Below are 26566 nucleotides of genomic sequence, written 5' to 3' on the forward strand. Positions count from 1 at the left end.
AGCCATGAACAACTCCGTATCGAACACAGGCCGGTTGCTGTGGGCGGGGCTGCGGGCCCTGCTGGTGCTGACCCTGGTCACGGGCGTCATCTACCCACTGGCCGTCACCGGCGTCGCCCAGGCCCTCTTCCAGGACAAGGCCAACGGCTCGGAGATCACGTACGACGGAAAGGTCGTCGGTTCCTCGCTGATCGGCCAACAGGGCTACAGCCTCGACTACTTCCACCCCCGGCCGGCCGGCGGCCTCGGCGAGAACTCGGTCAACACCCGGTACAAGCTGATCCTCTCGGGCGCGACCAACCTCTCCGCCGACAGCAAGAAGCTCATCGCGTCGGTCGAGGAGACGAAGGCGAAGGTCGTCAGGGACAACTCCGTGCCCGGCTACACCGTCAAGCCCTCCCAGGTCCCCGCCGACGCGGTCACCTCCTCCGGTTCCGGACTGGACCCGGACATCTCCCCGCGGTACGCCGACCTCCAGGTGCACCGGGTGGCTTCGCGGAACGGACTCTCCGTCGGGCAGGTGCGCAGGCTCGTCGACGAGCACACCGTCGGCCGTACCCTCGGCTTCATGGGTGAGCCCCGGGTGAACGTCCTCGAACTCAACATCGCGCTCAGGGCACTCGTCGCCAGGAGCTGACGGCCGTGCGGTCGTGGCCGGGCCCGTCGCGGATCCATCCGGCGACGCGCGCACCCCCCTGGCGACGGGGGTCCGACGACCCCATGCCCCCTGCGCGACCTGACTCCTCGCTCGCGGTGTGAACCGCTCGGGGGGTCTCGTCCGATGAGGGGGTGTGAGCGAGATGAAGCGGGGGAGCCCGGGCGACGCCGAACTGCTGCGGGCGGTCGCCGACGGAGACCGCCGGGCGTTCGAGGAGCTGTACCGGAGGTACGCGCCATGGCTCGTGCTGCGGCTGCGCGGACGGTGCGCCGACCCGGTGCTGGTCGACGACGTCGTCCAGGAGACGTTCCTCGACGTGTGGCGGGGAGCAGCCCGGTACCGGCGCGAGGGCGACGTGGCGGGCTGGCTGTGGCGGATCGGATCGCGCCGTCTGGTGGACGCGCTGCGGGGCGACGGAGCCCGCGGCCGGTTGCGGCAGGCGCTCGCCAGGCTGCGGCAGCGCGAGGAGGTGTCGGCAGAGGAACAGGTGCTGGCCCGGGTGCAGCACGGCGACCTGGCGGGGTCGCTGGCCGCACTCTCGCCGGAGCTGCGGGCCGTGCTGCAGGCCACGGTGATCGACGGCCTGACGACCCGTGAGGCGGCCGTCCTGCTCGGCATTCCCCCGGGCACGGTCAAGACCCGGGCCCTGCGCGCCCGGAAGCAACTGCGGGAGGGCCTGACATGAGCTGGCACGCCGACGACGGGGACCTGCGGGAGTACGCCCGGCGAACGCTGGCCGCCCCCCGGCTGTGGTCCGTCGAGACACACCTCGCGGTCTGCGCCGACTGCCGGGCCTCGCTCTCGGCCCATGTCCCGCCCGCCGAGATCGACGCGGGCTGGGCCAGGCTGGAGGACGAACTCGACGCCCCGAGGCCGGACTTCGCCGAGTCGCTGCTGCTCCGGCTGGGCGTCGCCGACCACACCGCGCGGCTGCTCGCGGCGACCCCCGTGCTGCGCCGTTCCTGGCTCGGCGCCGTGGCCCTCACCCTGCTGCTCGCGGTCGGCGTGGCACTGGTCGCGTCGCCGCTGATGCTCCTGGCCACGGCACCGCTGCTGCCGTTGGCAGGGGTGGCGCTGGCGTTCGGACCGGGGCTCGACCCGACGTACGAGACGGCCGTGGTCGCGCCGATGCACACGTTCCGTCTGCTGATGGTGCGCACGGTCGCGGTGCTCTCGACGACGACCCTGCTGAGCGGGCTGGCGAGCCTCGCGCTGCCGTCGCTCGGCCTGGCGGCGCTCGGCTGGCTGCTGCCGGCGCTCGCGCTGACCGCGACGGGCGTCGCGCTGACGCCCCGGCTGGGCCCCGTCCTCGCGCCGGCGCTGGTCGGGGCCGGGTGGACCGCACTGGTGGTGCTGAGCCGCCTGCTGGCGTCCGGCACACCGCTGCCCTTCACCGCCGAGGGCCAGGGCGCGGCGGCGGCCGTCGCGACGGTGGCGACGGTGCTGCTGGTCGCGGCACGGGACCGCTTCGACTCCGGCCGTCTCGGCCCTTCCCACGGATACCTTCGATTCGCAGCCAGGAGGCTGTCATGACACGACCCACGGTCTCCGCCGCCGGGCTGACCCTGAGCTATCGCGGCACCCCGGCGGTGGACGACGTGACGCTGCGGCTCTTCGAGGGTGTCACGGGCCTGCTCGGCCCCAACGGCGCGGGCAAGACCACCCTGCTGCGCGTCCTGGCGACGGCCACGCCCCCGGACAACGGCGCCTTCACCGTCCTCGGACACGACCCGAGCACGGTCCACGGACGGCAGGACGTACGACGGGTCCTCGGCTATCTGCCGCAGAACCCCGGATTCCATCCGGACTTCACGGCCTTCGAGTTCATCGACTACGTGGCGATCCTCAAGGAGCTGACCGACCGGCGGGCCCGGCACGCCGAGACCCGCCGGGTCCTCGACGCGGTCGGCCTCGCGGAGGTGCGGGGCAAGCGGATACGGCGGCTCTCCGGCGGCATGCGGCAGCGCGTCGCGCTCGCGGCGGCCCTGGTCGGCGACCCGGGCTTCCTGGTCCTGGACGAGCCGACGGTCGGGCTCGACCCCGAACAGCGCATGCGGTTCCGGGAGTTGATCGCGGAGGCCGGCGAGGGCCGGACGGTGCTGCTGTCCACCCATCAGACCGAGGACGTGGCGATGCTGTGCCACCGGGTGGTGGTGATGGACAGGGGCCGGGTCCGGTTCGACGGCACGCCCGCGGAGCTGACGGCGGTGGCGGACGGCCGGGTGTGGAACAGCGGGGACCGGCAGCCGGGCGCCCGTGCCGGATGGCGCACCGGGACGGGCGAGTTCCGCAACGTCGGGGACCCGCCCGCGGGCGCCCGGCTGGCCGAACCGACGCTGGAGGACGGCTACCTCCTCTCGCTCGGCGGCGATCCGGTGGCGGAGGTGGCCGCGTGACCACGATGACGGGGACGCCGGTGGCCGCGCCGAAGCCGGAGTCGGTACTGGCCCGCGGCGGCGCGCGGGTGGTGCTCGCGCTGGCCCGGGTGGAGGCGCGGCGCCTGCTGCTGCACCCCCTGGTGCTGATCGCTCTCGTGACGTACGTGGCCCTCCTCCTGCGGTCGGGCGACGCGGCGGAGGACGCCTATCCGGTGCTCCAGGACATCGACCGCGAGACACAGATCGGACAACTGCTGCTGGGGCTGGCGGTACTGGTCGCCGTGAACCTGGCGGTCCTGCGCTCGCACCGGCGGGGCACGGAGGCGTACTTCGGGGTGCTGGTGCTGCAGCCGTGGCGGCGTACGCTCGCGCATCTGCTGTCGGTGCTGCCGACGGCCGCGGTCGGGGCGCTGATCGTGGCCGGGCAGTTCACGGCGGCGGCACTGAAACCCGGGGCCGTGGGCCACGGCTCGGTCTCCGAGCTGGTGACCGGGCCGCTTCTGGTCCTCCTGCCCGCCGCCCTCGGCGTGCTGCTCGGCCGGGTCGCCCGGTCGGCGTTCGTGGCGCCCCTGGCCGTGGTCGCCGTCCTGGCCGTCACCATGGTCTTCGTGGCCGACGCGCGCAGCGCGGCCTGGCTGCGCGGGCTGACCCCCGTGCTCTTCGACGAGGGCGCCCGGCCACTGCCGTCCGACCTGGTGGGCCGGCCCGCCGCATGGCACGCCCTGTACCTGCTGGCGCTCGCGGTGCTGGTGGCCGCCGGCGCGGTCCTGGTGAGCGGCGGCCGGGGGCGGGCCGTGCGGGCCACCGCGCTGGGGGCGCTCGGCGCGGTCGTGACCACCGTGGTCCTCCAGGGCACGGCACCGTCGGACGCGGTGCGCGCGGCACGGGAGACGGCGACCCGCGACCCGGCGGCGGTCCAGGACTGCGAGCGGCGCGGAGCGACGACGTACTGTGCCTTCCCCGAGTTCACCCCCTGGATCGGCGAGTGGGCCCGGGTGACGGAGGCGGTGCGGTCGCTGGCCGGCGCACCGGACGCGACCCGCGCACTGACCGTACGGCAGCGGGTCGCCGCGCTCGACGGACCGTCGGGCGACGGGGAGCCCTCACCCGCCGCACCCGGCGAGTCGACGGCGACCACCGCGTGGGGCGGCGAGCGGGAGCTGGAGTTCGCCGCGAGCGTCGCCCGGGGGCTGGTCGTCGGGCACGAGCGGTACGAGGGGGTGCACTGCGACGCGCGGGGCGTGCTGACGGTCTGGCTGGCGGTCCGCGCCACCCCGGAGGGCGAGGCGATGTTCGAGAGGCTCGGGCAGGGACTCAGCAGCCCGGGCGTGATTCATGCCCCGGTGAGCGCGGTGGTGCTGCGAGGGCGTGAACTCGCCGTGCTCCGGGCGCTGTTGGCAGAACCGCCGAAGGAGGTGGACCGCAGGGTGAAGGCGTCCTGGGCGGAGCTGTCCGCCGCGGGCACGACCATCGGACGGGCGGCCGCCCTGCTGGGTGTCACCGCTCCGGCCGAGACCGCCGACGACCGGGAGTACCAGTGCGCGTGAGACGACGGCTGCCGTTGGTGGCGGCCCTGGTACGGCCCACGGCACGGTCGCTGCCGTGGGCGGTCTTCAGCGCCGGCTGGGCGCTGGGGCTGGCCGTCGCCGCCGTACCGGTGCTGTTCTCGACGGATCTCCCGGCGGACGTGCTGGTCGACCTGGCTCGGCTGGCCGCGTTGTGCGGGGCGGTGGGGACGGCGTTCGTCCTGGACGACCCGGCCCGGCACACCACGGGCGTCCCGCCGGTGCCGCGTCCGCTGCGGCAGGCGGTGCGCGCGGCCCTCGTCCTTCCGGCGCTCGCGGTCTGGTGGGCGGCGGTGCTGGGGGTCCTGCGGGCGGGCGCCGACGCCGAGGCATGGGCCGCGTCGTCGGCGGGGGCGCTGACGGTCGAGGCCGGCGCCCTGTGCGCGCTGGCGCTCGCCCTGGCCGCGGCGGCGGTGCGGTTCACCGTGCGGAGCGTGCCGGGCCCGGCCGTGTCGGGTGCCGTGACGGCCCTGCCGGTCATGGCCGGGGTACTCCTCCCGGAGCGCTTCGCGCTCCTCGTACCGCCGGGCGCCCCGCGCTGGGACGACGCCCATGCGCTGTGGGCGGGCGCCCTCGCCGCCCTGCTCGCCGTCTGGCTGGTGTGCGCGCGGGAGCCGCGCCGCCGTTTCGCGGGCTCGCGCGGGCGGCGCGGCGGGGCTGGCTGACCGGCGGGCCCGGGCCGGCGGGGGCGGGGGCCGATCGCCGGGCGACATGGGCCGCGCCTCACCGGAAGGCCGACGTGCCCGAGGGCGGACCGCCGTCCGGGGGAGGCCGTCCACCCCGTGCGACAGGGCGACCCCGCCCCGGAACGTGGTGGCCGGGCGGGGTGAGGAAGAGGCCCCGGCCGGCCCGCACCCGGGCCGCCACCCCGACGCGGTCCGGGTGCGGGACGCCACCGGACGCGAGAGCCTTGGGCGCACCACCCGGAGGAGGACGACCATGACCCGACCGGTCCACGTAGCGTCGCCCGGGGTGCGCCGTATCACCCTGGACGCAGCAGGGGTGCCGCTGTCGGCCCTGCTCGCCGAGCCGCCGGACGGTCCCCCGCGTGCCGTCGTGGTCGCGGTGCACGGCGGTGGCATGAATGCGGGTTACTTCGACTGCCGGGCCCACCCCCAGCAGTCGCTGCTGACACTGGGGGCGAGCCTCGGCCACACCGTCCTCGCCGTGGACCGGCCCGGCTACCGGCACTCCGCCACCCGCCTGCCCGAGGGGCAGGGCCTGGCGGAGCAGGCCATGTCGCTGCGCGCCGCGCTGCACGACTTCGCCTCCCGCCACGACACGGGCGGGGGACTGTTCCTGCTCGCCCACTCCTACGGCGGCAAGGTGGCGCTCACCGCCGCCGCCGACTCCGCTCCGCCGCACCTGCTCGGGATCGACGTCTCCGGCTGCGGCCATCGCTACGCCGTCGAGCCGCACGAACTGCCCAGCGCCCACGACGACGCCGGCGGGCTGCGCAGAAGCTGGGGGCCGCTCGGTCTGTATCCCTCGGGCACCTTCCGGGAGAGCGGCTCCATCGTCGAGCCCGTGCCCGCCCTGGAGCGGGCCGAACTGGCCCGCTGGCCGCGCCTCTTCCGCACCACGGCACCCCGCGTCCGCGTGCCGGTACGGCTGACGTTCGCCGAACACGAGGCCTGGTGGCGCCATGACGACGAGGCCCTCCGCGATCTGGCCGCACACTTCACGGCCGCCCCGCACGTGAGCGTCGAGCGCCAGCCGGCGGCCGGGCACAACATCAGCCTCGGCCGGGCCGCCCGCCCCTACCATCTGCGTGCCCTCGCCTTCCTGGAGGACTGCCTGGTGGCCCGCGAGAGGACCCTCGCGCCCCGCGCGGTCCGGGCCGCGTCGCCTGCGGTGGTCTGCTGACCTGCGGGAACAGTGGGGCTCGAGACGGTCCGCCGACCCCACGGCGGCATCCGACAGGCGCCGTCGGCACGTACGCACGCCACCGCTCCGGGGCGAGATCCGCCCACGACGCGGGCCCGCGTACCGGATGGCGCCGTCCACGCTGCGGGCGAGGGAGCCGAATCGCCCCGGCGACGGCCGAGACCACCCGGGCGGCGGACGTTCCGGAGCCGCGGGGCCGGGGAGACGGGGCGGAGAGCGACCGGACGTCCGCGTCGGCGCCCGCCCTCGCGGCCACCGGAGCTGCCGAGCCGCCCCGGACGGCGGGGCGGCTCACCCGCCCCGCATCCACGCCCGTGTCCCGAACGAGCCGCACGCCCGCGAGGCCACCGTCGCCGCCGCGCGCAGAGCCTCGGCGAAATTCCCCGGCGTCAGGACGTCCTGCCCCGCGAGAGCATGAGTGAGCGCACCGTGCAGGACGTCCCCCGCGCCCAGCGTGTCCACCACCCGTACGGCGGGAACGTCCACCGTGCCCCCGTCGCCGGGGCCCGCCCACACGAGGGGCCGGGCGCCCCTGCTGACCGCCGACCAGCGGACCCCGTGCTGCCGCAGACGGCGCAGGGTGCCGGCGGGATCGGTCCGCGAGGCGTGCGTACCGGGTGGGCGGAAGTCCTCCGAGGCGACCGCCACGTCGATCGACGGCAGCAGCCTCTCCGTACCGGCCTTCCAGCTACCGCCGTCGAACACCGTCCGACGACCGGCCGCTCGCGCCGCGCGGGCGGTGGCCACGGCCAGGTCCATGTGGTGGCCGTCGAACTCCACGATGTCGCAGTCCGCCACCAGCGCGTCCAGACCGTCCGGCGGGGCGAGCCGGTGGCCCGTCGCGTTCGTCGAGGCGACGGCCCGGTCGCCACCCGCCGCTGTCACCAGCACGGACGACACCGCCGGCGGCTCGGCCGAGCCGGCCGCCAGGTCCACCACCGTCACACCCTGCCGGTCCAGGTCCGCCGCGACGGCGACCCCCAGGGGATGGCGGCCCACCGCCGTGAGCAGCGTGGCGGTACCGCCCAGGTGGGCGAACGTCACCGCCGCGTTCGCCGCGGGCCCGCCCGCGGCCACGACCTGCTCACGCGCCGTCAGCTTCTCGTTCGCCCCCGGCACACGGTCGACGAGCTGCACGACATCCAGCGTGCACAACCCGACGAACAGCCCCCGAGGGCGCCCGCGTGCCCCCGCCCGGTCCCCGGACTCCACCATGGTCTCCTCGCTCTCCGTCGCCCGGCCGGACGCCGGACCGCCCGCGCCGGCTGCCACGACCACACGCGGGTTTCCCCGCGCGGGCGGCGGCTTCGGCCCCCGCAGGACGGACGTTACGTCCACCGGGGACGAACGAGCGTCAGGTGGCCGCGTGGCTCCCGTGCGCGGGCGCTCGTGAAAGCGGGCGCCCGAGGGGGCGCGGCGTGGCAGGGTAGGGGCTCGGGAGATCCGGGTGATCACGCGCCAAGCGTGGTGCGCCCGGCGCACAATGAACCCTGGAAGCAGTGCCTTGTCGTCGATCTGTGAGCCCATGGACGACGGCTCCGGTCGTACGGAGAGAAGGAACGATGGGCGAGCACGGTGTCGCCTCGGCCGCGGTCGACGCCAGGGGGCTGGTCACCGCGTGGAGTGCGGGCGCCCGACGGGTCCTCGGCTACGAGCACGGCGAGGTGGTCGGCAGCCGGGCGGCCGATCTGCTGGCCGGCGGCCTCCCCGCCTCGGCCCGCGGCGCTCTCGCCGAGGCCGCCGACTGGCGGGGCTCCCTTCACGCGCGGCACCGGGACGGCCACGGGGTGGAGCTGGAGCTGCAGGCCCACCCGCTCCTCGACGCCGCGGGGGACGCCCAGTGGTTCCTGACGGCGACGGTGCCGGAGCCGGCCGTGCGGTTGCGGCGATGGGCCCTGGACCAGCTCCCCGTACCCATCGCGCTCTTCGACCACGACGGACTCGCGGTGTCCGCGAACTCCGCGATGGAGAAGGTGATGGGCCGGCCGCAGCGGGACCTGCTCGGCCGACGGGTGGGGGAGTCGGTCGACGGACGGCGACGGCTCCCGGGCTTCGAGGGCCTCGACGAGGCGGTACGGAGCGTCCTGCGCACGGGAGAGCCGATGCCGTTCGAGGCATGGCTGCGCGCACCGGGCGAGACCCGTGAGCACGCGTGGCTGGTCTCGCTCAGTCCGTTGAGGGACGGCTCCGGCGACGTACGGGGCATGTGCCTGGCCGCGATCGACAGCACGGAACAGTTCCTGGCCCGCCGACGGCTGAGCATGCTCAACGAGTCCGGCGACCGGATCGGCTCCACCCTGGACGTCACGCGCACCGCCGAGGAACTCGCGGAGGTGTGCACGGACCATCTGGCCGACTTCGTCATCGTGGACCTGCTGGACTCCGTCCGGGCGGGCGAGGAGGCCACGGTCTCGCCCGGCACCGACCCCCTTGTCTTCCGCCGCATGGCTCAGCGGTCCGTGCTGGAGGGCTGCCCCGAGGCCGTGATCCCGGTCGGCAGCCGGCACGGTTACGTCGCCGGGTCCCCGCCGGACCGTGCGCTGACCACCGGCCGGGCCGTGCTGTTCGAGGCCGACGAGGCCACCGGCCGGCTGTGGGCGGGTTCGGCGGAGCGTGCCCGCAGCATCGAGACGCACGGCATCCACTCGATCATGGCCGTGCCCCTGCGGGCCCGGGGCATCACGCTAGGCCTGTCGATCCTCTCCCGCCACCGCACGGCCGAGCCCTTCGGCGAGGACGATCTGCTGCTGGCCGAGGAGCTCGCGGCGCGGGCCGCGGTCTGTGTCGACAACGCCCGCCGCTACACCCGCGAACGTGCCATCGCCCTCGAACTGCAGCGCAGTCTCCTTCCGCACCGCGCGCCCCACCAGGCCGCCGTCGAGGTCGCCTCCCGCTACCAGCCGGCCAGCACCCGCGCGGGGATCGGCGGCGACTGGTTCGACGTCATCCCCCTGTCCGGCGCCAGGGTGGGCCTCGTCGTGGGCGATGTCGTCGGCCATGGTGTGCAGGCGTCCGCCACCATGGGCCGGCTCCGCACCGCCGTGCGCACCCTGGCCGACGTGGACCTCGCGCCGGACGAGCTGCTCACCCAGCTCGACGACATCGTCCTGCGCCTGGACTCCGAGCGCACGGCCGACGAGGCCGAGGACGCGTACAGCCCGGGTGAGATCGGGGCCACCTGCCTCTACGCCGTCTACGATCCCGTCTCGCGCCGGTGCTCCATGGCCAGGGCCGGCCACCCGCCACCGGCGCTGATCTCACCGGACGGCGAGGCCGCCTTCCTCGACCTGCCGATCGGGCCGCCGCTGGGCGTGGGCGGTCTGCCCTTCGAGACGGCGGAGTTCGACGTCCCGGAGGGCAGCGTGTTCGCCCTCTACACCGACGGCCTGGTCCAGGCACCGGACCGCGACCTGGACGACGGACTCGCGCGGCTGCGTCAGTCCCTGTCCGGCACGGACCGTGCTCTGGAGGAGACCTGTGACGGAGTGCTGCGGAACCTGCTGACGGACCGCCCCGCCGACGACGTGGCCCTGCTCCTGGCCCGTACCCGGGCGCTGGACGCCGACCGGGTCGCCACCTGGGAGGTGCCCGCGGACCCCGCGTTCGTCGGTCACGCCCGCAAGCTGGCCTGCGACCAGCTGGCCGCCTGGCGGCTGGAGGAGGTCTCCTTCGTCACCGAGCTGATCGTCAGCGAACTGGTCACCAACGCCATCCGTTACGGCGGGTCCCCGATCCAGCTCCGGCTGATCCGGGAGACCACGCTCATCTGCGAGGTGTCGGACTCCAGCAGCACCGCACCGCACATGCGCCGGGCCCGTGCCTTCGACGAGGGCGGCCGAGGGCTCCTGCTCGTCGCCCAGCTCACCCAGCGCTGGGGCAGTCGCCACACCCGCACCGGCAAGACGATCTGGGCCGAGCAGGCCCTTCCCGACCGGGCGCGGGACTTCTAGAGCACCCGTTCACGCGCGGGGCGAGCCGCCGGGCAGACATCGGACCGCCCGCGACGGGCCGCGCGTCGTGCTGCCCCGACGGAGCCTTGACCCCGGGTCGTCACTCCACGATGCTGTGTTGCGTTACATGCGATGAGTGCCGCGATAAGAAACATCGAACTCAGCTCTCGAACCAGCCGAGGAGTGGTCATGGCTCACCAGGTCCGTGCTGTCGTCGCGCGGGGCAAAGGTGCCCCTGTCAGCCTGGAAACGATCGTGGTGCCCGACCCGGGGCCGGGGGAGGCGCTGGTGAAGGTGCAGGCGTGCGGGGTGTGCCACACCGACCTGCACTACCGTGAGGGCGGCATCAACGACGACTTCCCCTTCCTCCTCGGGCATGAGGCCGCCGGTGTGGTGGAGTCGGTCGGCGCGGGGGTCACGGATGTCGTTCCCGGGGACTTCGTGATTCTCAACTGGCGTGCGGTGTGCGGGAGTTGTCGGGCCTGTCGGCGCGGGCGTCCCTGGTACTGCTTCAACACCCACAACGCCACCCAGAGGATGACCCTGCTCGACGGTACCGAGCTGTCCCCGGCGCTGGGTATCGGGGCGTTCGCGGAGAAGACGCTGGTCGCCGCCGGTCAGTGCACCAAGGTCGATCCGGCCGCCGCTCCGGCGGTGGCGGGTCTGCTGGGCTGTGGGGTGATGGCGGGCATCGGCGCGGCGATCAACACGGGCAACGTGGGCCGGGGTGACACGGTCGCCGTGATCGGCTGCGGCGGTGTCGGGGCCGCGGCGGTCGTCGGATCCGAGCTCGCGGGCGCGGCGAAGATCATCGCGGTGGACATCGACGATCTCAAGCTGGAGACCGCCCGGAAGCTGGGCGCGACCCACTGCGTCAACTCCCGCCAGACGGACCCGATCGAGGCGATCCGTGAGCTGACCGGCGGCTTCGGCGCCGACGTCGTCATCGAGGCGGTGGGCCGCCCGGAGACGTACAAGCAGGCGTTCTACGCCCGTGACCTGGCCGGCACGGTCGTCCTGGTCGGCGTCCCCACCCCGGAGATGAAGCTCGAACTCCCCCTCCTCGACGTCTTCGGCCGCGGTGGCGCCCTGAAGTCCTCCTGGTACGGCGACTGCCTGCCCGACCGAGACTTCCCCATGCTCATCGACCTCTACCTCCAGAAGCGCCTGGACCTGGACGCGTTCGTGACGGAGACCATCCAGCTCGACGAGGTCGAGAAGGCCTTCGATCGCATGCATCAGGGCGACGTCCTGCGCTCGGTCGTCGTTCTGTGACGCCTGTCGCCTGTCGCCTGTCGCCTGTCGCCTGTCGCCTGTCGCCTGTCGCCTGACGCCTGACGCCTGACGCCTGACGTGTGACGTGTGCGTCCGGCCGTGCGGTGGCCGGGACCTCCGGCCACCCCACGGTCCGCCCATCCCCGCGTACCCCTTGACAGGGGATCGGGGATCACGCTTTCTTGATGGCGTTGCGTATCACGGCACTGTTGTGCAGTATGCAACTCGTGCGAGAGGCCGGGACGCCCGGCGACGGAACGCCCTGATTCCCCTACATCCCGGAGTGGCGCCTCAGATGACTCGCAACGCACCTGTCGACGACCCCGGAGACGCCCGGCTGCGGGTCGGCCCTCCGAAGGAGTACGCCGCCGGCATCCCCGCGGTCACCGCCTCGCTCCGGCACGCCGGCGAGCAGATGGGAGCCCGCCGGGGCCTGCTCACCCTCCTGCGTGTCAACCAGAAGGAGGGCTTCGACTGCCCTGGCTGCGCCTGGCCCGAGACGGAGCGCCGGCACGCCGCGGAGTTCTGCGAGAACGGGGCCAAGGCGGTGGCCGAGGAGGCCACCGTGCGCCGGGTCACCCCGGACTTCTTCGCCGGGCACACCCTGGAGGACCTGCTCCCCGCCAGCGACTACTGGCTCGGCCAGCAGGGCCGCCTGACCCACCCCATGTACCGCCCGGCCGGCGACGACCGCTACCGGCCGATCTCCTGGGACGACGCGTTCGCCGTGATCGCCCGTGAACTCGCCGCGCTCGACCACCCCGGCCAGGCCGCCTTCTACACCTCCGGCCGGGCGAGCAACGAGGCCGCGTTCCTCTACCAGCTGTTCGTCCGGATGCTCGGCACCAACAACCTGCCGGACTGCTCCAACATGTGCCACGAGTCCAGCGGTTCGGCACTCACGGAGACCATAGGCATCGGCAAGGGCAGCGTCACCCTGGACGACCTCCACGACGCCGATCTCATCTTCGTGGTCGGCCAGAACCCGGGCACCAACCACCCCCGAATGCTCTCCTCGCTGGAGACCGCCAAGCGCCGGGGCGCCCGGATCATCGCGGTCAACCCGCTCCCCGAGGCGGGACTGCTGCGGTTCAAGAACCCCCAGCGGCCGTCCGGTGTCCTCGGCGGCGGCACCCGCCTGGCCGACCGGTTCCTCCAGATCAGACTGGGCGGGGACCAGGCGCTGTTCCAGGCCTTCAACCGCATGCTGCTGGAGGCCGAGGACGAGGCCCCCGGCACCACCGTGGACACCCCCTTCATCGAGCGGTACACCCACGGCTTCCACGAGTTCGCCGAGCACGCCCGCAAGGTGTCCTGGGACGAGATCCTGACGGCGACCGGCCTGCCCGAGGAGGAGATCCGGGCCGCGTTCGACGAGGTGCGGGGCGCCGAGAAGATCGTCGTCTGCTGGGCGATGGGCCTCACCCAGCACAAGCACTCGGTCCCCACCATCCGGGACGTCGTCAACTTCCTCCTGCTGCGCGGCAACATCGGCCGCCCGGGCGCCGGCCTCTGCCCGGTGCGCGGCCACTCCAATGTGCAGGGCGACCGCACGATGGGCATCTACGAGAAGCCGGACGACGCGTTCCTGGACGCGCTCGGCGCCGAGTTCGCCTTCACGCCCCCGAGGCAGCACGGCCACGACGCGGTCGAGAGCATCCGCGCCATGCGCGACGGTGACGTACGCGTCTTCGTCGCGCTCGGCGGCAACTTCGTCGCCGCCGCCCCCGACACCGACCTCACCGAGCGGGCCCTGCGCAACTGCCGCCTCACCGTGCAGATCTCCACCAAGCTCAACCGCTCGCACGTCATCGCCGGGGAGCAGGCACTCATCCTCCCCTGCCTCGGCCGGACCGAGGCGGACCTGCGGCCCGCCGGGCCCCAACAGGTCACCGTCGAGGACTCCATGGGCATGGTGCACCTCTCCCGGGGGCGTCTCGCCCCCGCCTCCGAGCACCTGCTGAGCGAGCCCGCGATCGTCTGCCGGATGGCACGGGCCGCGCTCGGGGAAGCGGGTTCCCACGTGCCCTGGGAGGACTTCGAGGGGGACTACGACAGCATTCGCGACCGCATCGCCCGCGTGATCCCCGGCTTCCAGGACTTCAACCACCGGGTGCGACGGCCGGGCGGCTTCGCGCTGCCCCACCCGCCGCGTGACGAACGCCGGTTCACCACCGCCACGGGGCTGGCCAACTTCACCGCCAACCCGCTGGAGCGGCCCCACGTGCCGCCGGGCCGGCTGCTGCTCCAGACGCTCCGCTCCCACGACCAGTACAACACCACCGTCTACGGCCTGGACGACCGCTACCGCGGCATCCACCAGGGCCGCCGGGTCCTCTTCGTGCACCCCGACGACCTCGCCGACCGGGGTCTGGCCGACGGCGACCTCGTCGACATCGTCAGCGAGTACGACGACGGTGTGGAACGCAGGGCCCCGGCCTTCCGCGTGGTGCCCTACCCGACGCCCCGCGACTGCTGCGCCGCCTACTTCCCCGAGACCAACGTGCTGGTCCCCCTGGACTCCACGGCGGCGATCAGCAACACCCCCACCTCGAAGTCGATCGTCGTCCGCCTGGAACCGGTGCCCGGCGGCCCGGTCACGGGGACCTGAGGTCCGATGAGGGGGACAGGGCGGCTCCTCGCCCCGCTGGCCCGCTTCGGCGGTCTGGTCGCCACCGACCTGCGGGACGTGACCGGCGATCCCGCGGCCCTGGAGTCCACCGGGTTCTGGGCCGTGGTCGCCGACTTCGAGGGCCGGCTGGTCTGCGCGCGCTTCGGGGACGTACGCCGTGCGCCCGTACCCGCGGTCCGTCCGGGCGCGTGGCGCGGACCCGGCCCGCACGAGTGGACCTCCTCGCTCGACCGGGACGCCTACACCGCCGGGGTCCGCCGTATCCGCGCGCACATCGCGGCCGGAGAGGTCTACCAGGCCAACCTGTGCCGGATCCTGTCCGCTCCGCTGCCGGACCCGGAGCACGCGGACGTGGACGCGCTCACGGCCCTGCTGGCGCACGGCAACCCGGCGCCGTACGCCGGCACGGTCCGGCTGCCCGCGCACGGGGTGGAGATCGCCACCGCCTCGCCCGAACTGTTCCTGCGCCGCACCGGCCGCACGGTGGAGTCCGGCCCCATCAAGGGCACCGGCCGTACCGTCGACGACCTCCTGGACAAGGACCGGGCCGAGAACGTCATGATCGTGGACCTGGTCCGCAACGATCTGGGGCGTGTCTGCGCGACCGGCAGCGTGACGGTCCCCGAGCTGTGCGCGGTGGAGCACCACCCGGGCCTGGTGCACCTGGTGTCCACCGTGCGCGGCCGGCTCGCCGAGCACGCCGGATGGCCGGAGCTGCTCGACGGGACCTTCCCGCCCGGGTCCGTCACGGGCGCCCCCAAGTCCAGTGCGCTGCGCATCATCGAGGCGCTGGAGAACGCCCCACGCGGCCCGTACTGCGGTGGCGTCGGCTGGGTCGACGCCGATCGCCGCACGGGCGAACTGGCCGTGGGCATCCGTACCTTCTGGATCGACCGGGCCGCTTCCGGGGGACCCGGCCTCCGCTTCGGTACGGGGGCGGGCATCACCTGGGGCTCGGACCCCGAGCGGGAGTGGGCCGAGACCTGTCTGAAGGCGCGCCGACTGCTCGGGGTGGCATCGGCCGGCGGTGGCCGCCGCGTCGCGGCGACGACCTGACGAGGCGGGGAACTCCGTACGACTCGTCGTGCCGCACCCCTTGACACCGTCTCCGGGACGCCGAGATTGTTGTTTCTCATAGTGAACCCCAGTGCATTATTCGCAACGGGGTCTTGGCCGGATCCCGGCGGCGGCCGCCCCGGCGGCCGGCACGTCTTCCTTCTAGTCCCACCCTGCCGCGCGACCGTCGTCCGCGGCGGGGCGTCCACCGCCGTCTGTGGAAGGAACGAGCTGATGAGCAGAGCCCGCGAACGGAACGGGAGCGCAGGTCCTCCTGCCGCGGAGGAGATACCGGGAGGCGGCGCGGCCGGCGGCCGCCCCCGGACCGATCCCGTCGTCTTCGGTGTGGCCGCGGCCCTCACCCTGGCCTTCGTCGTGTGGGGTGCGACGGCGACCGACGCGCTGGAGAGCGTGTCGGGGAAGCTGCTGGACGGGACGATCCGCAACGGCGGCTGGGCTTTCGTCCTCGCCGCCTCGGGCTTCGTGGTCTTCGCCCTCTGGCTCGCGATGAGCCGCTACGGGCGGATCACCCTCGGAAAGGAGGGGGAGCAGCCCGAGTTCCGCACCGTCTCGTGGATCGCCATGATGTTCAGCGCCGGCATGGGCATCGGTCTGATGTTCTACGGCGTGAGCGAGCCCCTCTCCCACTTCGTCACGCCGCCGCCGGGCACCGACCCGGCCGACGCCAACCAGGCCATGGAGACCGCCATGGCCACGACCCTCTTCCACTGGACGCTCCATCCGTGGGCGATGTACGCGGTCGTGGGTCTCGCCATCGCCTACAGCACCTTCCGGCGCGGCCGCCGGCAGCTGATCAGCGCGGTGTTCACGCCGTTGCTCGGTGAGAAGAGGGTGAACGGATGGCCCGGCCGGGCCATCGACGTCCTCGCCATCTTCGCCACCCTCTTCGGCTCGGCGGCCTCCCTCGGGCTGGGCGCCCTCCAGATCGGCAGCGGCTTCACGGGGCTCGGCTGGCTGGGGTCGGTCGGCACCGGACTGCTGGTCCTCGTGATCGCGGTGCTGACCGTGGCGTTCGTCGCCTCGGCGGTGTCGGGCATCGAGAAGGGCATCCAGTGGCTGTCCAACACCAACATGGTGCTGGCGGTGCTCCTCGCGCTCTTCGTGTTCCTCGTCGGCCCGACCATCTTCATCCTCGACCTGCTGCCCACCTCCGTCGGTGCCTTCTTCGGCGACCTCGCCCAGATGGCGGGCCGTACCGAGGCGTCGAGCGGCAAGGGTGTCGCCGACTGGCTGGCGGGCTGGACGGTCTTCTACTGGGCGTGGTGGATCTCCTGGACGCCCTTCGTCGGGATGTTCATCGCCCGCATCAGCCGCGGCCGCACCGTCCGGCAGTTCGTCGGGGGCGTCATCCTGGTCCCCAGCAGTGTCAGCCTCCTCTGGTTCGCCGTCTTCGGCGGCTCGGCGATGCACCTCCAGGAGGCGGGCCGGCTCAACGACGCGGCCACCGCCCAGGGTCAGCTCTTCGACGTCCTCCAGCAGTACCCCCTGGCCACGGTGACGAGCATCGTCGTGATGGTGCTCGTCGGCATCTTCTTCGTCTCCGGCGCCGACGCCGCCTCCATCGTGATGGGGACCCTGTCCCAGCGGGGCTCCCTCGAACCCTCCCGGGGCGTCGTGGTGTTCTGGGGCGTGCTGACCGGGGCGGTCGCCGCCGTCATGCTGCTCATCGGCGGCGGCAAGGGCGACGCGCTCACCGGCCTGCAGAACCTCACCATCCTCGCGGCGGCCCCCTTCACCCTGGTGATGATCGGGCTGTGCGTCGCGCTCAACCGGGATCTGCGCCACGATCCGCTCATCATCCGCGGGCGCATGGGCAAGGAGGCCGTCGAGACGGCCGTCATCGCCGGACACGAGAAGTACGACGGGGACTTCGAACTCCGCATCGGCCCCGCCGCGTCCACGGCCGGCACGGGGGCCGAACAGCCCCGGCAGGACGAGGAGGCCGCGCCCTCCGCCGTCTGAGAGCGACAGGACCCGCCGCACGGCGGGGTCGTGGCGCCGCCCTGTGCGGCCACGGCCCCGCCGGGCCCCGGCGGCCCCGTCAGCCTCATCCGCCCGCCCTCGCCCCGCGGTTGCCGCGAGCCGAGAAGGCGGGCTGTTGTTGTTCTATGTGAGCCAAGTTTTGGATACCGCAACGGCTCGTGTGACTCACAGGGCCCCTCTGAATGCCTTGACAAGGGTTCTGGGCGACTCCAGACTGATGTTGCGCTTACCGCAAACCGTTTCGTTATACGCACCCGAGGTGTCATGATGATTCCCGCGTGCCGTCTCGCGGATCTTCCGCGAGGTGAGGCCTTCCGGCTCGACATCGACCCGCCGGTGTCGGTGTTCCACACCGACGACGGCGAGGTCTTCGCCATCGACGACACCTGTACCCACCAGGACGCCTCGCTCGCCGACGGCTGGCTGGAGGGCTGCGAGGTGGAATGCCCGCTGCATGCCTCCAAGTTCGACCTGCGCACCGGCGCGGTCGACTCCCCGCCGGCGAAGCTGCCGGTCCGGACGCACGAGGTCGTCGTCGAGAACGACATGATCTACGTCCGGCTCTCCACGGACGCCCCCAACCTGCCGCCCTGCATCTCGGCCCGCCTCGCCGGCGGTCCCGCGTGAGGACCGTCGCCGTGGTCGGCGCCTCCCTCGCCGGCCTGTCGGCGGCGCGCTCGCTGCGCAAACAGGGCTTCGACGGACGACTGGTCGTCATCGGGGACGAACTCCACCGCCCCTACGACAGGCCCCCGCTGTCCAAGGAGTTCCTGTCCGGCACCCTGGGCGAGGCCGAACTCGCCCTGGAGGCGGAGGGCGAGGACCTGGCGGCGGAGTGGCTGCTCGGCGCCCGCGCCACCGGACTCGACCACACCGCGCGCACCGTCCGTCTCGCCGACGGACGCGAGGTGCGTGCCGACGGCTTCGTCATCGCCACCGGCGCCGTGGCGCGCACCCTGCCCGGCTCCGCGGGCCTCGCCGGAGTGCACACGCTGCGCACCCTGGACGACGCCCGCGCCCTGCGGGACGAACTGGCCCGCGGCGGACGCCTGGTGGTGATCGGCGGCGGTTTCATCGGCGCCGAGGTCGCCTCCACCGCGTACACCCTCGGACTGGACGTGACCGTCGTGGAGGCGGCCCCGACCCCGCTCGCCGGGCCGCTCGGCGCCACCATGGGCGCCGTCGTCTCCGGCCTGCACGCCGACCACGGGGTGCGGCTGTTGTGCGGTGTGGGCGTCAAGGGACTGAGCGGGGAGCACCGGGTCGACGCCGTCCTGCTGGAGGACGGCCGCAGCGTTCCCGCCGACATCGTGGTCGTCGGCGTCGGGGCCCACCCGTGCGTCGAGTGGCTGGAGGGTTCCGGCATCGCCCTCGACAACGGCGTGAAGTGCGGTGCGGACGGCCGTACCAGCCTGGCGGGGGTGGTCGCGGTCGGCGACTGCGCCAACTGGTACGACCCGAGGGCCGGTCACCACCGCCGGGTGGAGCACTGGACCGGCGCGCGCGAGCGCCCGGAGGCCGCCGTCGCCACCCTGCTGGCGGGGGGTGCGGTCGAGCCCGGCGTGCCCCGGCCGCCGTACTTCTGGTCCGACCAGTACGGCGTCCGCATCCAGTTCGCCGGCCACGCGGCCGAGGCCGACAGCATCACCGTCGAGGCGGGCGCGGCGGACGACCGCGACGTCCTCGCCGTCTACCGGCGCGACGGCCGGCCGGTCGCCGTGCTCGGGATGAACCAGCCGCGGCTGTTCATGCGGGCGCGCAAGCAGCTGGCCGCCCCCGCGTCTTGACAGCACCCCGGCGTCACCCCATGCTGCGGTTGCCCACAGCGCGCAGCGTTGCTCCATGTACAACGCCGTCCGGAGTCGTTCCTCCCGGCGTCCGAATGACCCCTCCGCGACGTTCACCGAGGAGTGACCTGTGACCTCGACCAGCCTGCCCGACAGCCTGATCGCCACTCTTCCCGGCTCCTCGTACACCGATCCGGCGGTCTTCGCCCAGGAGCAGGAGCACATATTCGAGACCATGTGGTTCTGCGTCGCCCGGGCCTCCGAGCTGGCCAGGCCCGGTGCCTTCCGCACCGTCGAGGTGGGCCGCGAGAGCATCCTCGTCACCCGGGCCCGGGACAACTCCATCCGCGCGTACTTCAACGTCTGCCGGCACCGCGGGGCCAAGCTGTGCACCGAGGAGTCCGGCGAGGTCAAGCGGGCCTTCCAGTGCCCCTACCACGCCTGGACGTACGGCCTGGACGGCAAGTTGGTCGCCGCGCCCAACCTCACCAAGATGCCCGACGTGGGCCGGACCGAGTACGGCCTGGTGAGTGTCGCCGTGCGGGAGTGGCTCGGTTATGTCTGGGTCTGCCTCGCGGAGAACCCCCCCTCCTTCGAGGAGGACGTCATCGGTGAGGTCGTCACCCGCCTCGGTGACGTGGAGTCGATCGAGCGGTACGACATCGACAATCTGTCGGTGGGGCGCCGGATCACGTACGACGTGAAGGCGAACTGGAAGCTGATCATCGAGAACTTCATGGAGTGCTATCACTGCGCCACGATCCATCCGGAACTGACCGAGGTGCTGCCGGAGTTCGCGGACGGGTACGCCGCCCAGTACTACGTGGGTCATGGCGCCGAGTTCGGCGAGGACGTGCAGGGCTTCACGGTCGACGGTTCCGAGGGGCTGGACCGTATCCCCGGTGTGGCCGAGGACCAGGACCGCCGTTACTACGCGATCACCGTCCGGCCGCAGGTGTTCATCAACCTCGTCCCCGACCATGTGATCTTCCACCGCATGTACCCGGTCGCGGCGGACCGCACGATCGTGGAGTGCGACTGGCTGTACCTGCCCCACGTCGTGGACAGCGGCAAGGACGTCAGCCGGTCCGTGGAACTCTTCGACCGGGTCAACCGCCAGGACTTCGACGCCTGCGAGCGCACCCAGCCCGGCATGAGTTCACGCCTGTACGCCAAGGGCGGTGTGCTGGTGCCCAGCGAGCACCACATCGGCGCCTTCCACGACTGGGTGAACGAGCGCCTCGGTATCACCCAGGGGTGAGTCAGCCCAGGAAACCCATGCGGTGACTGATCTCGGCGGCGCCCTTGACCAGCACCGGGGACAGCTCGTGCAGCCGCTCCTCGGTGAACCGGTAGGAGGGTCCGGAGGCGCTGAGGGCGGCGATGACCTCGCCGTCCCGGTTGCGCACCGGCGCGGCCATGGCGTGCAGACCGATCTCCAGCTCCTCCAGGGTGAAGGCGTAGCCCCGCTCCCGGGCGGCGACGAGGTTCTTCTCCAGCTTCGTCTTCGCGGTGATGGTGTGCGGGGTGACCTTCTTCATGCCCGCGGACGTCAGCAGTTCGGTGCGCTCCTTGGCCGGCAGATGGGCCAGCAGGATCTTGCCGCTCGACGTCGCGTGCAGGGGGGTCAACTGGCCCACCCAGTTGTGCGCGGTGACCGCCCCGGGGCCGCGCACCTGGTACAGGTTGATCGCGTACTGCTCCTGCATCACGGCGATGTTGACGGTCTCACCGATCTCCTCGGCCAGACGCTCGCACACGGGACGGCCCTGCTGCGTGATGTCGATACGGCCCGTGACCGCGCCGGCCAGACGCACGATGCCGAAGCCGAGCCGGTACTTGCCGCGCTCGCCGGCCTGCTCGACCAGACCGCGCGCCTCCAGGGCTCCGAGCAGGCGGAAGGCCGTGGACTTGTGCACCTCGATCTCGGCCGCCACCTCGCTGACACCGGCTTCGCCGCGCTGCGCGAGGATCTCCAGGACGCTGATGGCGCGGTCCACCGACTGCACGCCACCGGCTGGTGCGTTCGACGTTTCTGTGTCAAGGCTGTAGTTGCTCACAGTGAAACTATACGCGCAGTAAACAACACAGTTGCAAGTAACCGCCCCGAAACGAAGTTCCTCAAGTTGCGCCGTTCGCAACCTGGTGCGTATAGCGCGACCGGGTCTAGCATGCCACGCATATCTACGGCGCGAGTGAGACGAGGCACCATGGCTCCTGTGCAGTACGACTTCGTGATCGTCGGTGGTGGTTCCGCGGGCAGTGCACTGGCAAACAGGCTGTCCGCCGACCCGGCGAACCGAGTTCTGGTCCTGGAAGCGGGCCGGTCGGACTTCCCGTGGGACGTCTTCATCCACATGCCCGCGGCGCTGACCTACCCGATCGGCAGCCGCTTCTACGACTGGAAGTACGAGTCCGAGCCCGAGCCCCACATGAACGGCCGGCGCGTCTACCACGCGCGCGGCAAGGTCCTGGGCGGCTCCAGCAGCATCAACGGCATGATCTTCCAGCGCGGCAACCCCATGGACTACGAGCGCTGGGCGGCCGACGCGGGCATGGAGACCTGGGACTACGCGCACTGTCTGCCGTACTTCCGGCGCATGGAGAACTGTCTCGCGGCCGACCCCGACGACGAGTTCCGCGGCCACGACGGGCCCCTGGTCCTGGAGCGCGGCCCGGCGACGAACCCCCTCTTCGGCGCCTTCCTCAAGGCCACCGAGGAGGCGGGCTACGCCCCCACCGACGATGTCAACGGCTTCCGGCAGGAAGGCTTCGCCAAGTTCGACCGCAACGTCCACCGCGGTCGCCGGCTCTCGGCCTCGAAGGCGTATCTGAAGCCCGTCCGGAAGCGGCCCAACCTCACGGTCACCACCCGCGCCCTGGTCACCCGTGTCCTGTTCGAGGGCAAGAAGGCCGTCGGCGTCGAGTACCAGCGGGGCAGGAGAGCTCCGCAGCAGGTCCGCGCCAAGGAGGTCATCCTCTGCGGCGGCGCGATCAACTCACCGCAACTGCTCCAGCTCTCCGGCGTGGGCAACGCCGAGGAACTGAGGGCGCTGGGCATCGACGTCGTCCACGACCTCCCGGGCGTCGGCGAGAACATGCAGGACCACCTGGAGGTCTACATCCAGTACGCCTGCGAGCAGCCCGTCTCCATGCAGCCGTACCTGGCGAAGTGGCGCGCGCCCTTCATCGGGCTGCAGTGGCTGTTCCGCAAGGGCCCCGCCGCCACCAACCACTTCGAGGCGGGCGGGTTCGCCCGCAGCAACGAGGACGTCGAGTATCCCAACCTGATGTTCCACTTCCTGCCGATCGCGGTCCGCTACGACGGTTCCGTACCGGCCGGCGGCCATGGCTACCAGGTGCACGTCGGACCCATGTACTCCGATGCCATCGGCTCGGTGAAGATCAAGAGCCGGGACCCCAGGGAGCACCCCGCCCTGCGCTTCAACTACCTCTCCACCGAGCAGGACCGCCGTGAGTGGGTCGAGGCGATCCGGGTGGCCCGCAAGCTCCTCAACCAGCCAGCGCTCGCCCCGTACAACGGCGGGGAGATCTCCCCCGGACCGTCCGTCGAGACGGACGAGGAGATCCTCGCCTGGGTCGCCAAGGACGGCGAGACCGCTCTGCACCCCTCCTGCACCTGCAAGATGGGCACCGACGAGATGTCCGTCGTGGACCCCACCAGCATGCGCGTGCACGGTGTGGACGGACTGCGGGTCGTGGACGCCTCCGTCATGCCCTACGTCACCAACGGCAACATCTACGCGCCGGTGATGATGATCGCCGAGAAGGCCGCCGACCTGATCCTCGGCAAGGAGCCGGCGGCCCCCTCGAAGGCCGCGTACTACCGCCACCGCGACGTCCAGACGCGGGCGGAGTAGACCTTGGCCGCCGCAGGGCTGCGCGCGCTGCTGAGGACGGTCCGCTACGAGGTGCTGCCGGCGAGAGCCACCGAGGAGAAGGTCCTCGCCCATGTTCCGCGCGACGTCGTCGTCACCGTGACGGCGTCGCCGGTCAAGGGTCTTGAACCCACCCTCGGCCTCACCGGCCGGCTCGCCGCGCACGGCTACCGTGTCGTCCCGCACGTCCCCGCCCGGCTCCTGCGGGACGACCGGCACCTGAAGGAGGTCGTGGACCGGCTGCGCGAGGCCGGCGTGGAGGACGTGTTCGTCCCGGCGGGTGACGCCGACCCGCCGGCCGGACCCTACGAGGGGGCCCTGCCGGTGCTGCGCCGGCTGAGCGAGCTGGGCGGACCGTTCGCCCGGGTCGGGGTCACCGGCTATCCCGAGAGCCATCCGCTCATCCACGACGACGTCACCGTCCAGGCGATGTGGGACAAGCGCGAGCACGCCACGTACGTCGTGAGCAACCTCTGCTTCGATCCGCGGGTGCTGGGGGAGTGGCTCGCGCGCGTCAGACGCCGGGACGTGACCCTGCCGGTCCATGTGGGCGTCGCCGGTCCCGTGCAGCGGGCGAAGCTGCTGGCCATGGCGACGAAGATCGGGGTGGGGGAGTCGACCCGCTTCCTGACCAGGCACGCGTCGTGGTTCGTCCGCTTCGCCGCGCCCGGCGGCTACTCGCCCGAGAAGCTGCTCACCCGCACGGAGAAGGCCCTCACCGGCCCCGCGTCCGGGGTGGCGGGGCTGCACCTGTTCACCTTCAACCAGATCGCGGAGACGGAGAGCTGGCGGCGTTCCCTGCTGGACCGGCTGGAGGGCTGAGCGCACCCCTCGGACGCGGAACGCCGGACGGGCCTCGGCCCGTCCGGCGTTCGTCTTCGTATACGGCGTCGTACCGCTCAGCGGAAGACGACCGTGCGGTTGCCCTCGACCATCACCCGGCTCTCGCTGTGCCACTTCACCGCGTGCGCGAGCACCTGGGCCTCCACGTCCCGGCCGACCGTGACCAGCGCGCCGGGGTCCAGCGAGTGATCCACCCGGACCACGTCCTGCTCGATGATCTGCCCCTCGTCCAGGTCCGACGTCACGTAGTGCGCCGTCGCGCCGACGAGCTTCACCCCCCGGTCGTAGGCCTGGTCGTAGGGGCGTGCGCCCTTGAAGCTGGGCAGGAAGGAGTGGTGGATGTTGATGGCGCGGCCCTCCAGCTGCTTGCACAGGTCGTCGGAGAGGATCTGCATGTAGCGGGCCAGGACCACCAGGTCGATGTCCAGGTCACGGACGAGTTCGAGCAGCCGTGCCTCGGCCTCCGGCTTGGTGTCCCGGGTCACCGGCACGTGGTGGAAGGGGATGTCGTACGTCTCCGCGAGCTTCTCGAACTCCCGGTGGTTGGAGACGATCGCGGGGATCTCGATGTTGAGCGCGCCCGCCCGCTGGCGGAAGAGCAGGTCGTTCAGGCAGTGCCCGAACTTGGACACCATGATCAGGGTCCGGGTGGGCGTGGAGGCGTCGCTGAGGGACCACGAGATGCCGTAGGCCTGGGCGACGGGACCGAAGCGGTACCGCAGGCCCTCCAGCTCGACGTTCGGGTCGGAGACGTCGAAATGGACCCGCATGAAGAACCGGCCCTGGAGTCGGTCGTCGAACTGCTGGCTTTCCAGGATGTTTCCGGAGTTCCTGACGAGATAGCCACTCACGGCGTGGACCAGCCCGGCGCTGTCGGGGCAGGAAAGGGTCAGGACGAACTCACGGCCAGGTTGCGGTCGGGGGAACCTCATGGACACGGTGGCCTCCGTCGGTGCGTATTGCACAACAAGGTGAGCGATACGCAACATGGTCGGCTCGGTGCCGCCTGCGGTCAAGGGTGGGCGGGTAAGTGACCACATGGCCAAATCGTCATCAGTCAACATCTTGACGTCCGTCTGACCAGCCGACAGGGTGTTCCATCACAAGCAATCGGGTGCACGATGCGCAACGAATTTCAGTCGGAAGGCTCGGCGCGTGGCAGACCTGTATGTGAATGGCGAATGGCGGGCTCCGGTGGCCGGTGGTCACCGGGAGATCCGATGTCCCGCTGACGGCACGCTCACGGCGACCGTCTCGGAAGGAACGCGCCCCGACACCGAGGCGGCGATCGCCGCGGCCCGGGAGGCCTTCGACTCCGGCCCCTGGCCGGGCACCCCCGAGCGGGAGCGCGGCGCGCTGCTGCTGCGCACCGCCGACATCATCGAGCGCGACACCAAGAACTTCGCCCGCGCGGAGTCGCTCGACACGGGCAAGCGGGTGGTGGAGAGCGAGTACGACATCGCCGACGTCGTCTCCTGCTTCCGCTACTACGGCGGTCTCGCGGGCACCGACGCCGGCCGGGTGATCGACACCGGCCGCGACGACGCGGTCAGCCGGGTCGTCTACGAGCCGGTCGGGGTGTGCGCACTGATCACCCCCTGGAACTACCCGCTCCTGCAAGCCAGTTGGAAGGTCGCCCCGGCGCTGCTGGCCGGCAACACGATCGTCCTCAAGCCCAGCGAGCTGACACCCTCCACCTCGATCCTGCTGATGCGGGCGCTGGAGGAGGCCGGACTGCCGGCCGGCGCGGCCAACCTGGTGCTCGGTGCCGGTCCCGAGGCGGGCGCCCCGCTCTCCGAGGACCCCCGCGTCGACCTGGTCTCCTTCACCGGCGGCCTGGACACCGGCAGGCGCATCATGGCCACCGCCGCCGCGACCGTGAAGAAGGTCGCGCTGGAACTGGGCGGCAAGAACCCCAACGTCGTCTTCGCCGACGCCGACTTCGAGACGGCCGTGGACTTCGCCCTCACCGCGGTCTTCCTGCACTCGGGCCAGGTCTGCTCGGCCGGGGCCCGGCTGATCGTCGAGGACTCCCTGCACGACCGCTTCGTCGACGAGGTCGTCCGCCGCGCCCGGCTCATCCGGCTCGGCGGCCCCTACGACACCGAGGCCGAGACCGGTGCCCTGATCTCCGCGCAGCACCGGGACAAGGTCGAGGCGTACGTCGCCTCCGGCCTCGCCGAGGGCGCCGTCCTGCGCTGCGGCGGCGCCCGCCCGGACGACCCCGCGCTGGCGGACGGCCACTACTACCTGCCCACCGTGCTCGACGAGTGCCGGCAGGACATGAGCGTGGTGCACGAGGAGTCCTTCGGGCCCGTGCTCACCGTGGAGCGTTTCACCGACGAGGACGACGCCGTACGCATAGCCAACGACACCGAGTACGGGTTGGCCGGTGCCGTGTGGACACAGGACGCCGGCAAGGCCCAGCGGGTCGCCCGGCGGCTGCGGCACGGCACCGTGTGGATCAACGACTACCACCCCTATGTGCCGCAAGCGGAATGGGGTGGTTTCGGGCACTCGGGTGTGGGCCGGGAGCTGGGACCGACCGGCCTGAACGAGTACCGAGAGCCCAAACACATCTGGCAGAACATCCAACCCCGGCCGCAGCGCTGGTTCCGCGGCTGAACGCCGA

21 protein-coding genes are annotated in these 26566 nt (G+C 72.2%); 18 read left to right on the forward strand and 3 right to left on the reverse strand.

Annotated features, from left to right (window positions below; translation table 11 throughout):
- The first annotated feature begins 4 nt into the window (after positions 1–4).
- The 7 genes from ACZ6BB_RS37170 (at position 5) to ACZ6BB_RS37200 (ending at position 6467) form a co-directional block, all read left to right on the forward strand.
- The gene (locus ACZ6BB_RS37170) at positions 5–637 is read left to right on the forward strand and encodes a potassium-transporting ATPase subunit C (RefSeq protein WP_471619537.1); all 633 of its coding nucleotides are present in this window, start codon (positions 5–7) and stop codon (positions 635–637) included.
- A 163-nt stretch (positions 638–800) separates the two neighbouring features.
- The gene (locus tag ACZ6BB_RS37175) at positions 801–1343 is read left to right on the forward strand and encodes an RNA polymerase sigma factor (RefSeq protein ID WP_471619569.1); all 543 of its coding nucleotides are present in this window, start codon (positions 801–803) and stop codon (positions 1341–1343) included.
- Positions 1340–2191, forward strand: a complete 852-nt coding sequence (locus ACZ6BB_RS37180; RefSeq protein ID WP_471619538.1) for a zf-HC2 domain-containing protein — start codon at positions 1340–1342, stop codon at positions 2189–2191. The genes ACZ6BB_RS37175 and ACZ6BB_RS37180 overlap by 4 nt, the downstream gene beginning before the upstream one ends.
- On the forward strand, positions 2188–3054 hold the full coding sequence (locus tag ACZ6BB_RS37185) for an ABC transporter ATP-binding protein (RefSeq protein WP_471619539.1): 867 nt from the start codon (positions 2188–2190) through the stop codon (positions 3052–3054). Before ACZ6BB_RS37180 ends, ACZ6BB_RS37185 begins: the two co-directional genes overlap by 4 nt.
- The gene (locus ACZ6BB_RS37190) at positions 3051–4583 is read left to right on the forward strand and encodes an ABC transporter permease (protein ID WP_471619540.1); all 1533 of its coding nucleotides are present in this window, start codon (positions 3051–3053) and stop codon (positions 4581–4583) included. Before ACZ6BB_RS37185 ends, ACZ6BB_RS37190 begins: the two co-directional genes overlap by 4 nt.
- On the forward strand, positions 4580–5266 hold the full coding sequence (locus tag ACZ6BB_RS37195; protein WP_471619541.1) for an ABC transporter: 687 nt from the start codon (positions 4580–4582) through the stop codon (positions 5264–5266). Before ACZ6BB_RS37190 ends, ACZ6BB_RS37195 begins: the two co-directional genes overlap by 4 nt.
- 274 nt (positions 5267–5540) lie before the next feature.
- Positions 5541–6467: an alpha/beta hydrolase gene (locus ACZ6BB_RS37200; RefSeq protein ID WP_471619542.1), complete on the forward strand. Its 927-nt coding sequence runs from the start codon at positions 5541–5543 to the stop codon at positions 6465–6467.
- 312 nt (positions 6468–6779) lie between these two features.
- On the opposite strand, the gene ACZ6BB_RS37205 is transcribed toward ACZ6BB_RS37200, so the two are convergent.
- Positions 6780–7703, reverse strand: coding sequence for a PfkB family carbohydrate kinase (locus ACZ6BB_RS37205; RefSeq protein ID WP_471619570.1), 924 nt, complete (start codon positions 7701–7703; stop codon positions 6780–6782).
- A gap of 347 nt (positions 7704–8050) precedes the next feature.
- Here ACZ6BB_RS37205 and ACZ6BB_RS37210 point away from each other — a divergent pair, with 347 nt between their 5' ends.
- The 8 genes from ACZ6BB_RS37210 to ACZ6BB_RS37245 all read left to right on the forward strand — a co-directional run bounded on the left by ACZ6BB_RS37210 (position 8051) and on the right by ACZ6BB_RS37245 (position 20453).
- Positions 8051–10438: a SpoIIE family protein phosphatase gene (locus ACZ6BB_RS37210; RefSeq protein WP_471619543.1), complete on the forward strand. Its 2388-nt coding sequence runs from the start codon at positions 8051–8053 to the stop codon at positions 10436–10438.
- A gap of 189 nt (positions 10439–10627) precedes the next feature.
- Positions 10628–11713 (forward strand): S-(hydroxymethyl)mycothiol dehydrogenase, encoded by a 1086-nt coding sequence (locus ACZ6BB_RS37215; RefSeq protein WP_471619544.1) that lies wholly within the window; start codon positions 10628–10630, stop codon positions 11711–11713.
- Positions 11714–12008: 295 nt separating this feature from the next.
- Entirely contained in the window at positions 12009–14324 is a 2316-nt protein-coding gene (locus tag ACZ6BB_RS37220; protein WP_471619545.1) for an FdhF/YdeP family oxidoreductase, read from the forward strand.
- A 6-nt stretch (positions 14325–14330) separates the two neighbouring features.
- The gene (locus ACZ6BB_RS37225; RefSeq protein WP_471619546.1) at positions 14331–15401 is read left to right on the forward strand and encodes a chorismate-binding protein; all 1071 of its coding nucleotides are present in this window, start codon (positions 14331–14333) and stop codon (positions 15399–15401) included.
- 234 nt (positions 15402–15635) lie between these two features.
- A complete protein-coding gene (locus ACZ6BB_RS37230) occupies positions 15636–17384 on the forward strand; it encodes a BCCT family transporter (protein WP_471619547.1) in 1749 nt (582 codons plus the stop codon).
- A gap of 285 nt (positions 17385–17669) precedes the next feature.
- Entirely contained in the window at positions 17670–18032 is a 363-nt protein-coding gene (locus ACZ6BB_RS37235) for a bifunctional 3-phenylpropionate/cinnamic acid dioxygenase ferredoxin subunit (protein ID WP_471619548.1), read from the forward strand.
- The gene (locus tag ACZ6BB_RS37240; protein WP_471619549.1) at positions 18029–19192 is read left to right on the forward strand and encodes an NAD(P)/FAD-dependent oxidoreductase; all 1164 of its coding nucleotides are present in this window, start codon (positions 18029–18031) and stop codon (positions 19190–19192) included. The genes ACZ6BB_RS37235 and ACZ6BB_RS37240 overlap by 4 nt, the downstream gene beginning before the upstream one ends.
- Before the next feature lie 130 nt (positions 19193–19322).
- Positions 19323–20453 (forward strand): aromatic ring-hydroxylating oxygenase subunit alpha, encoded by a 1131-nt coding sequence (locus ACZ6BB_RS37245; protein WP_471619550.1) that lies wholly within the window; start codon positions 19323–19325, stop codon positions 20451–20453.
- A gap of 1 nt (position 20454) precedes the next feature.
- Here ACZ6BB_RS37245 and ACZ6BB_RS37250 read toward each other — a convergent pair whose 3' ends face one another.
- Entirely contained in the window at positions 20455–21201 is a 747-nt protein-coding gene (locus tag ACZ6BB_RS37250; RefSeq protein ID WP_471619571.1) for an IclR family transcriptional regulator, read from the reverse strand.
- Positions 21202–21402: 201 nt separating this feature from the next.
- Here ACZ6BB_RS37250 and betA point away from each other — a divergent pair, with 201 nt between their 5' ends.
- Complete coding sequence (gene betA / locus ACZ6BB_RS37255; RefSeq protein WP_471619551.1) at positions 21403–23073, forward strand: choline dehydrogenase; 1671 nt, start codon at positions 21403–21405, stop codon at positions 23071–23073.
- 3 nt (positions 23074–23076) lie between these two features.
- Complete coding sequence (locus ACZ6BB_RS37260; RefSeq protein WP_471619552.1) at positions 23077–23913, forward strand: methylenetetrahydrofolate reductase; 837 nt, start codon at positions 23077–23079, stop codon at positions 23911–23913.
- Positions 23914–23990: 77 nt separating this feature from the next.
- On the opposite strand, the gene purU is transcribed toward ACZ6BB_RS37260, so the two are convergent.
- On the reverse strand, positions 23991–24866 hold the full coding sequence (gene purU, locus ACZ6BB_RS37265) for a formyltetrahydrofolate deformylase (RefSeq protein ID WP_471619553.1): 876 nt from the start codon (positions 24864–24866) through the stop codon (positions 23991–23993).
- Positions 24867–25089: 223 nt separating this feature from the next.
- Between purU and ACZ6BB_RS37270 the strand changes: the two genes are divergently transcribed.
- Positions 25090–26559 carry an aldehyde dehydrogenase family protein gene (locus ACZ6BB_RS37270; RefSeq protein ID WP_471619554.1) on the forward strand — a complete coding sequence of 490 codons (1470 nt, stop codon included), beginning with the start codon at positions 25090–25092 and terminating at the stop codon, positions 26557–26559.
- The last annotated feature ends 7 nt before the right edge of the window (positions 26560–26566 follow it).

It is taken from the genome of Streptomyces sp. NPDC041108, assembly GCF_055592645.1.

What these genes read in the sequence shown, in the direction of transcription:
- ACZ6BB_RS37170 (WP_471619537.1), top strand. Translation starts at nt 5, where the DNA reads ATGAACAACTCCGTATCGAACACAGGCCGGTTGCTGTGGGCGGGGCTG.
- ACZ6BB_RS37175 (WP_471619569.1), top strand. Translation starts at nt 801, where the DNA reads ATGAAGCGGGGGAGCCCGGGCGACGCCGAACTGCTGCGGGCGGTCGCC.
- ACZ6BB_RS37180 (WP_471619538.1), top strand. Translation starts at nt 1,340, where the DNA reads ATGAGCTGGCACGCCGACGACGGGGACCTGCGGGAGTACGCCCGGCGA.
- ACZ6BB_RS37185 (WP_471619539.1), top strand. Translation starts at nt 2,188, where the DNA reads ATGACACGACCCACGGTCTCCGCCGCCGGGCTGACCCTGAGCTATCGC.
- ACZ6BB_RS37200 (WP_471619542.1), top strand. Translation starts at nt 5,541, where the DNA reads ATGACCCGACCGGTCCACGTAGCGTCGCCCGGGGTGCGCCGTATCACC.
- ACZ6BB_RS37205 (WP_471619570.1), bottom strand. Translation starts at nt 7,703, where the DNA reads ATGGTGGAGTCCGGGGACCGGGCGGGGGCACGCGGGCGCCCTCGGGGG.
- ACZ6BB_RS37210 (WP_471619543.1), top strand. Translation starts at nt 8,051, where the DNA reads ATGGGCGAGCACGGTGTCGCCTCGGCCGCGGTCGACGCCAGGGGGCTG.
- ACZ6BB_RS37215 (WP_471619544.1), top strand. Translation starts at nt 10,628, where the DNA reads ATGGCTCACCAGGTCCGTGCTGTCGTCGCGCGGGGCAAAGGTGCCCCT.
- ACZ6BB_RS37220 (WP_471619545.1), top strand. Translation starts at nt 12,009, where the DNA reads ATGACTCGCAACGCACCTGTCGACGACCCCGGAGACGCCCGGCTGCGG.
- ACZ6BB_RS37225 (WP_471619546.1), top strand. Translation starts at nt 14,331, where the DNA reads ATGAGGGGGACAGGGCGGCTCCTCGCCCCGCTGGCCCGCTTCGGCGGT.
- ACZ6BB_RS37230 (WP_471619547.1), top strand. Translation starts at nt 15,636, where the DNA reads ATGAGCAGAGCCCGCGAACGGAACGGGAGCGCAGGTCCTCCTGCCGCG.
- ACZ6BB_RS37235 (WP_471619548.1), top strand. Translation starts at nt 17,670, where the DNA reads ATGATGATTCCCGCGTGCCGTCTCGCGGATCTTCCGCGAGGTGAGGCC.
- betA (WP_471619551.1), top strand. Translation starts at nt 21,403, where the DNA reads ATGGCTCCTGTGCAGTACGACTTCGTGATCGTCGGTGGTGGTTCCGCG.
- purU (WP_471619553.1), bottom strand. Translation starts at nt 24,866, where the DNA reads ATGAGGTTCCCCCGACCGCAACCTGGCCGTGAGTTCGTCCTGACCCTT.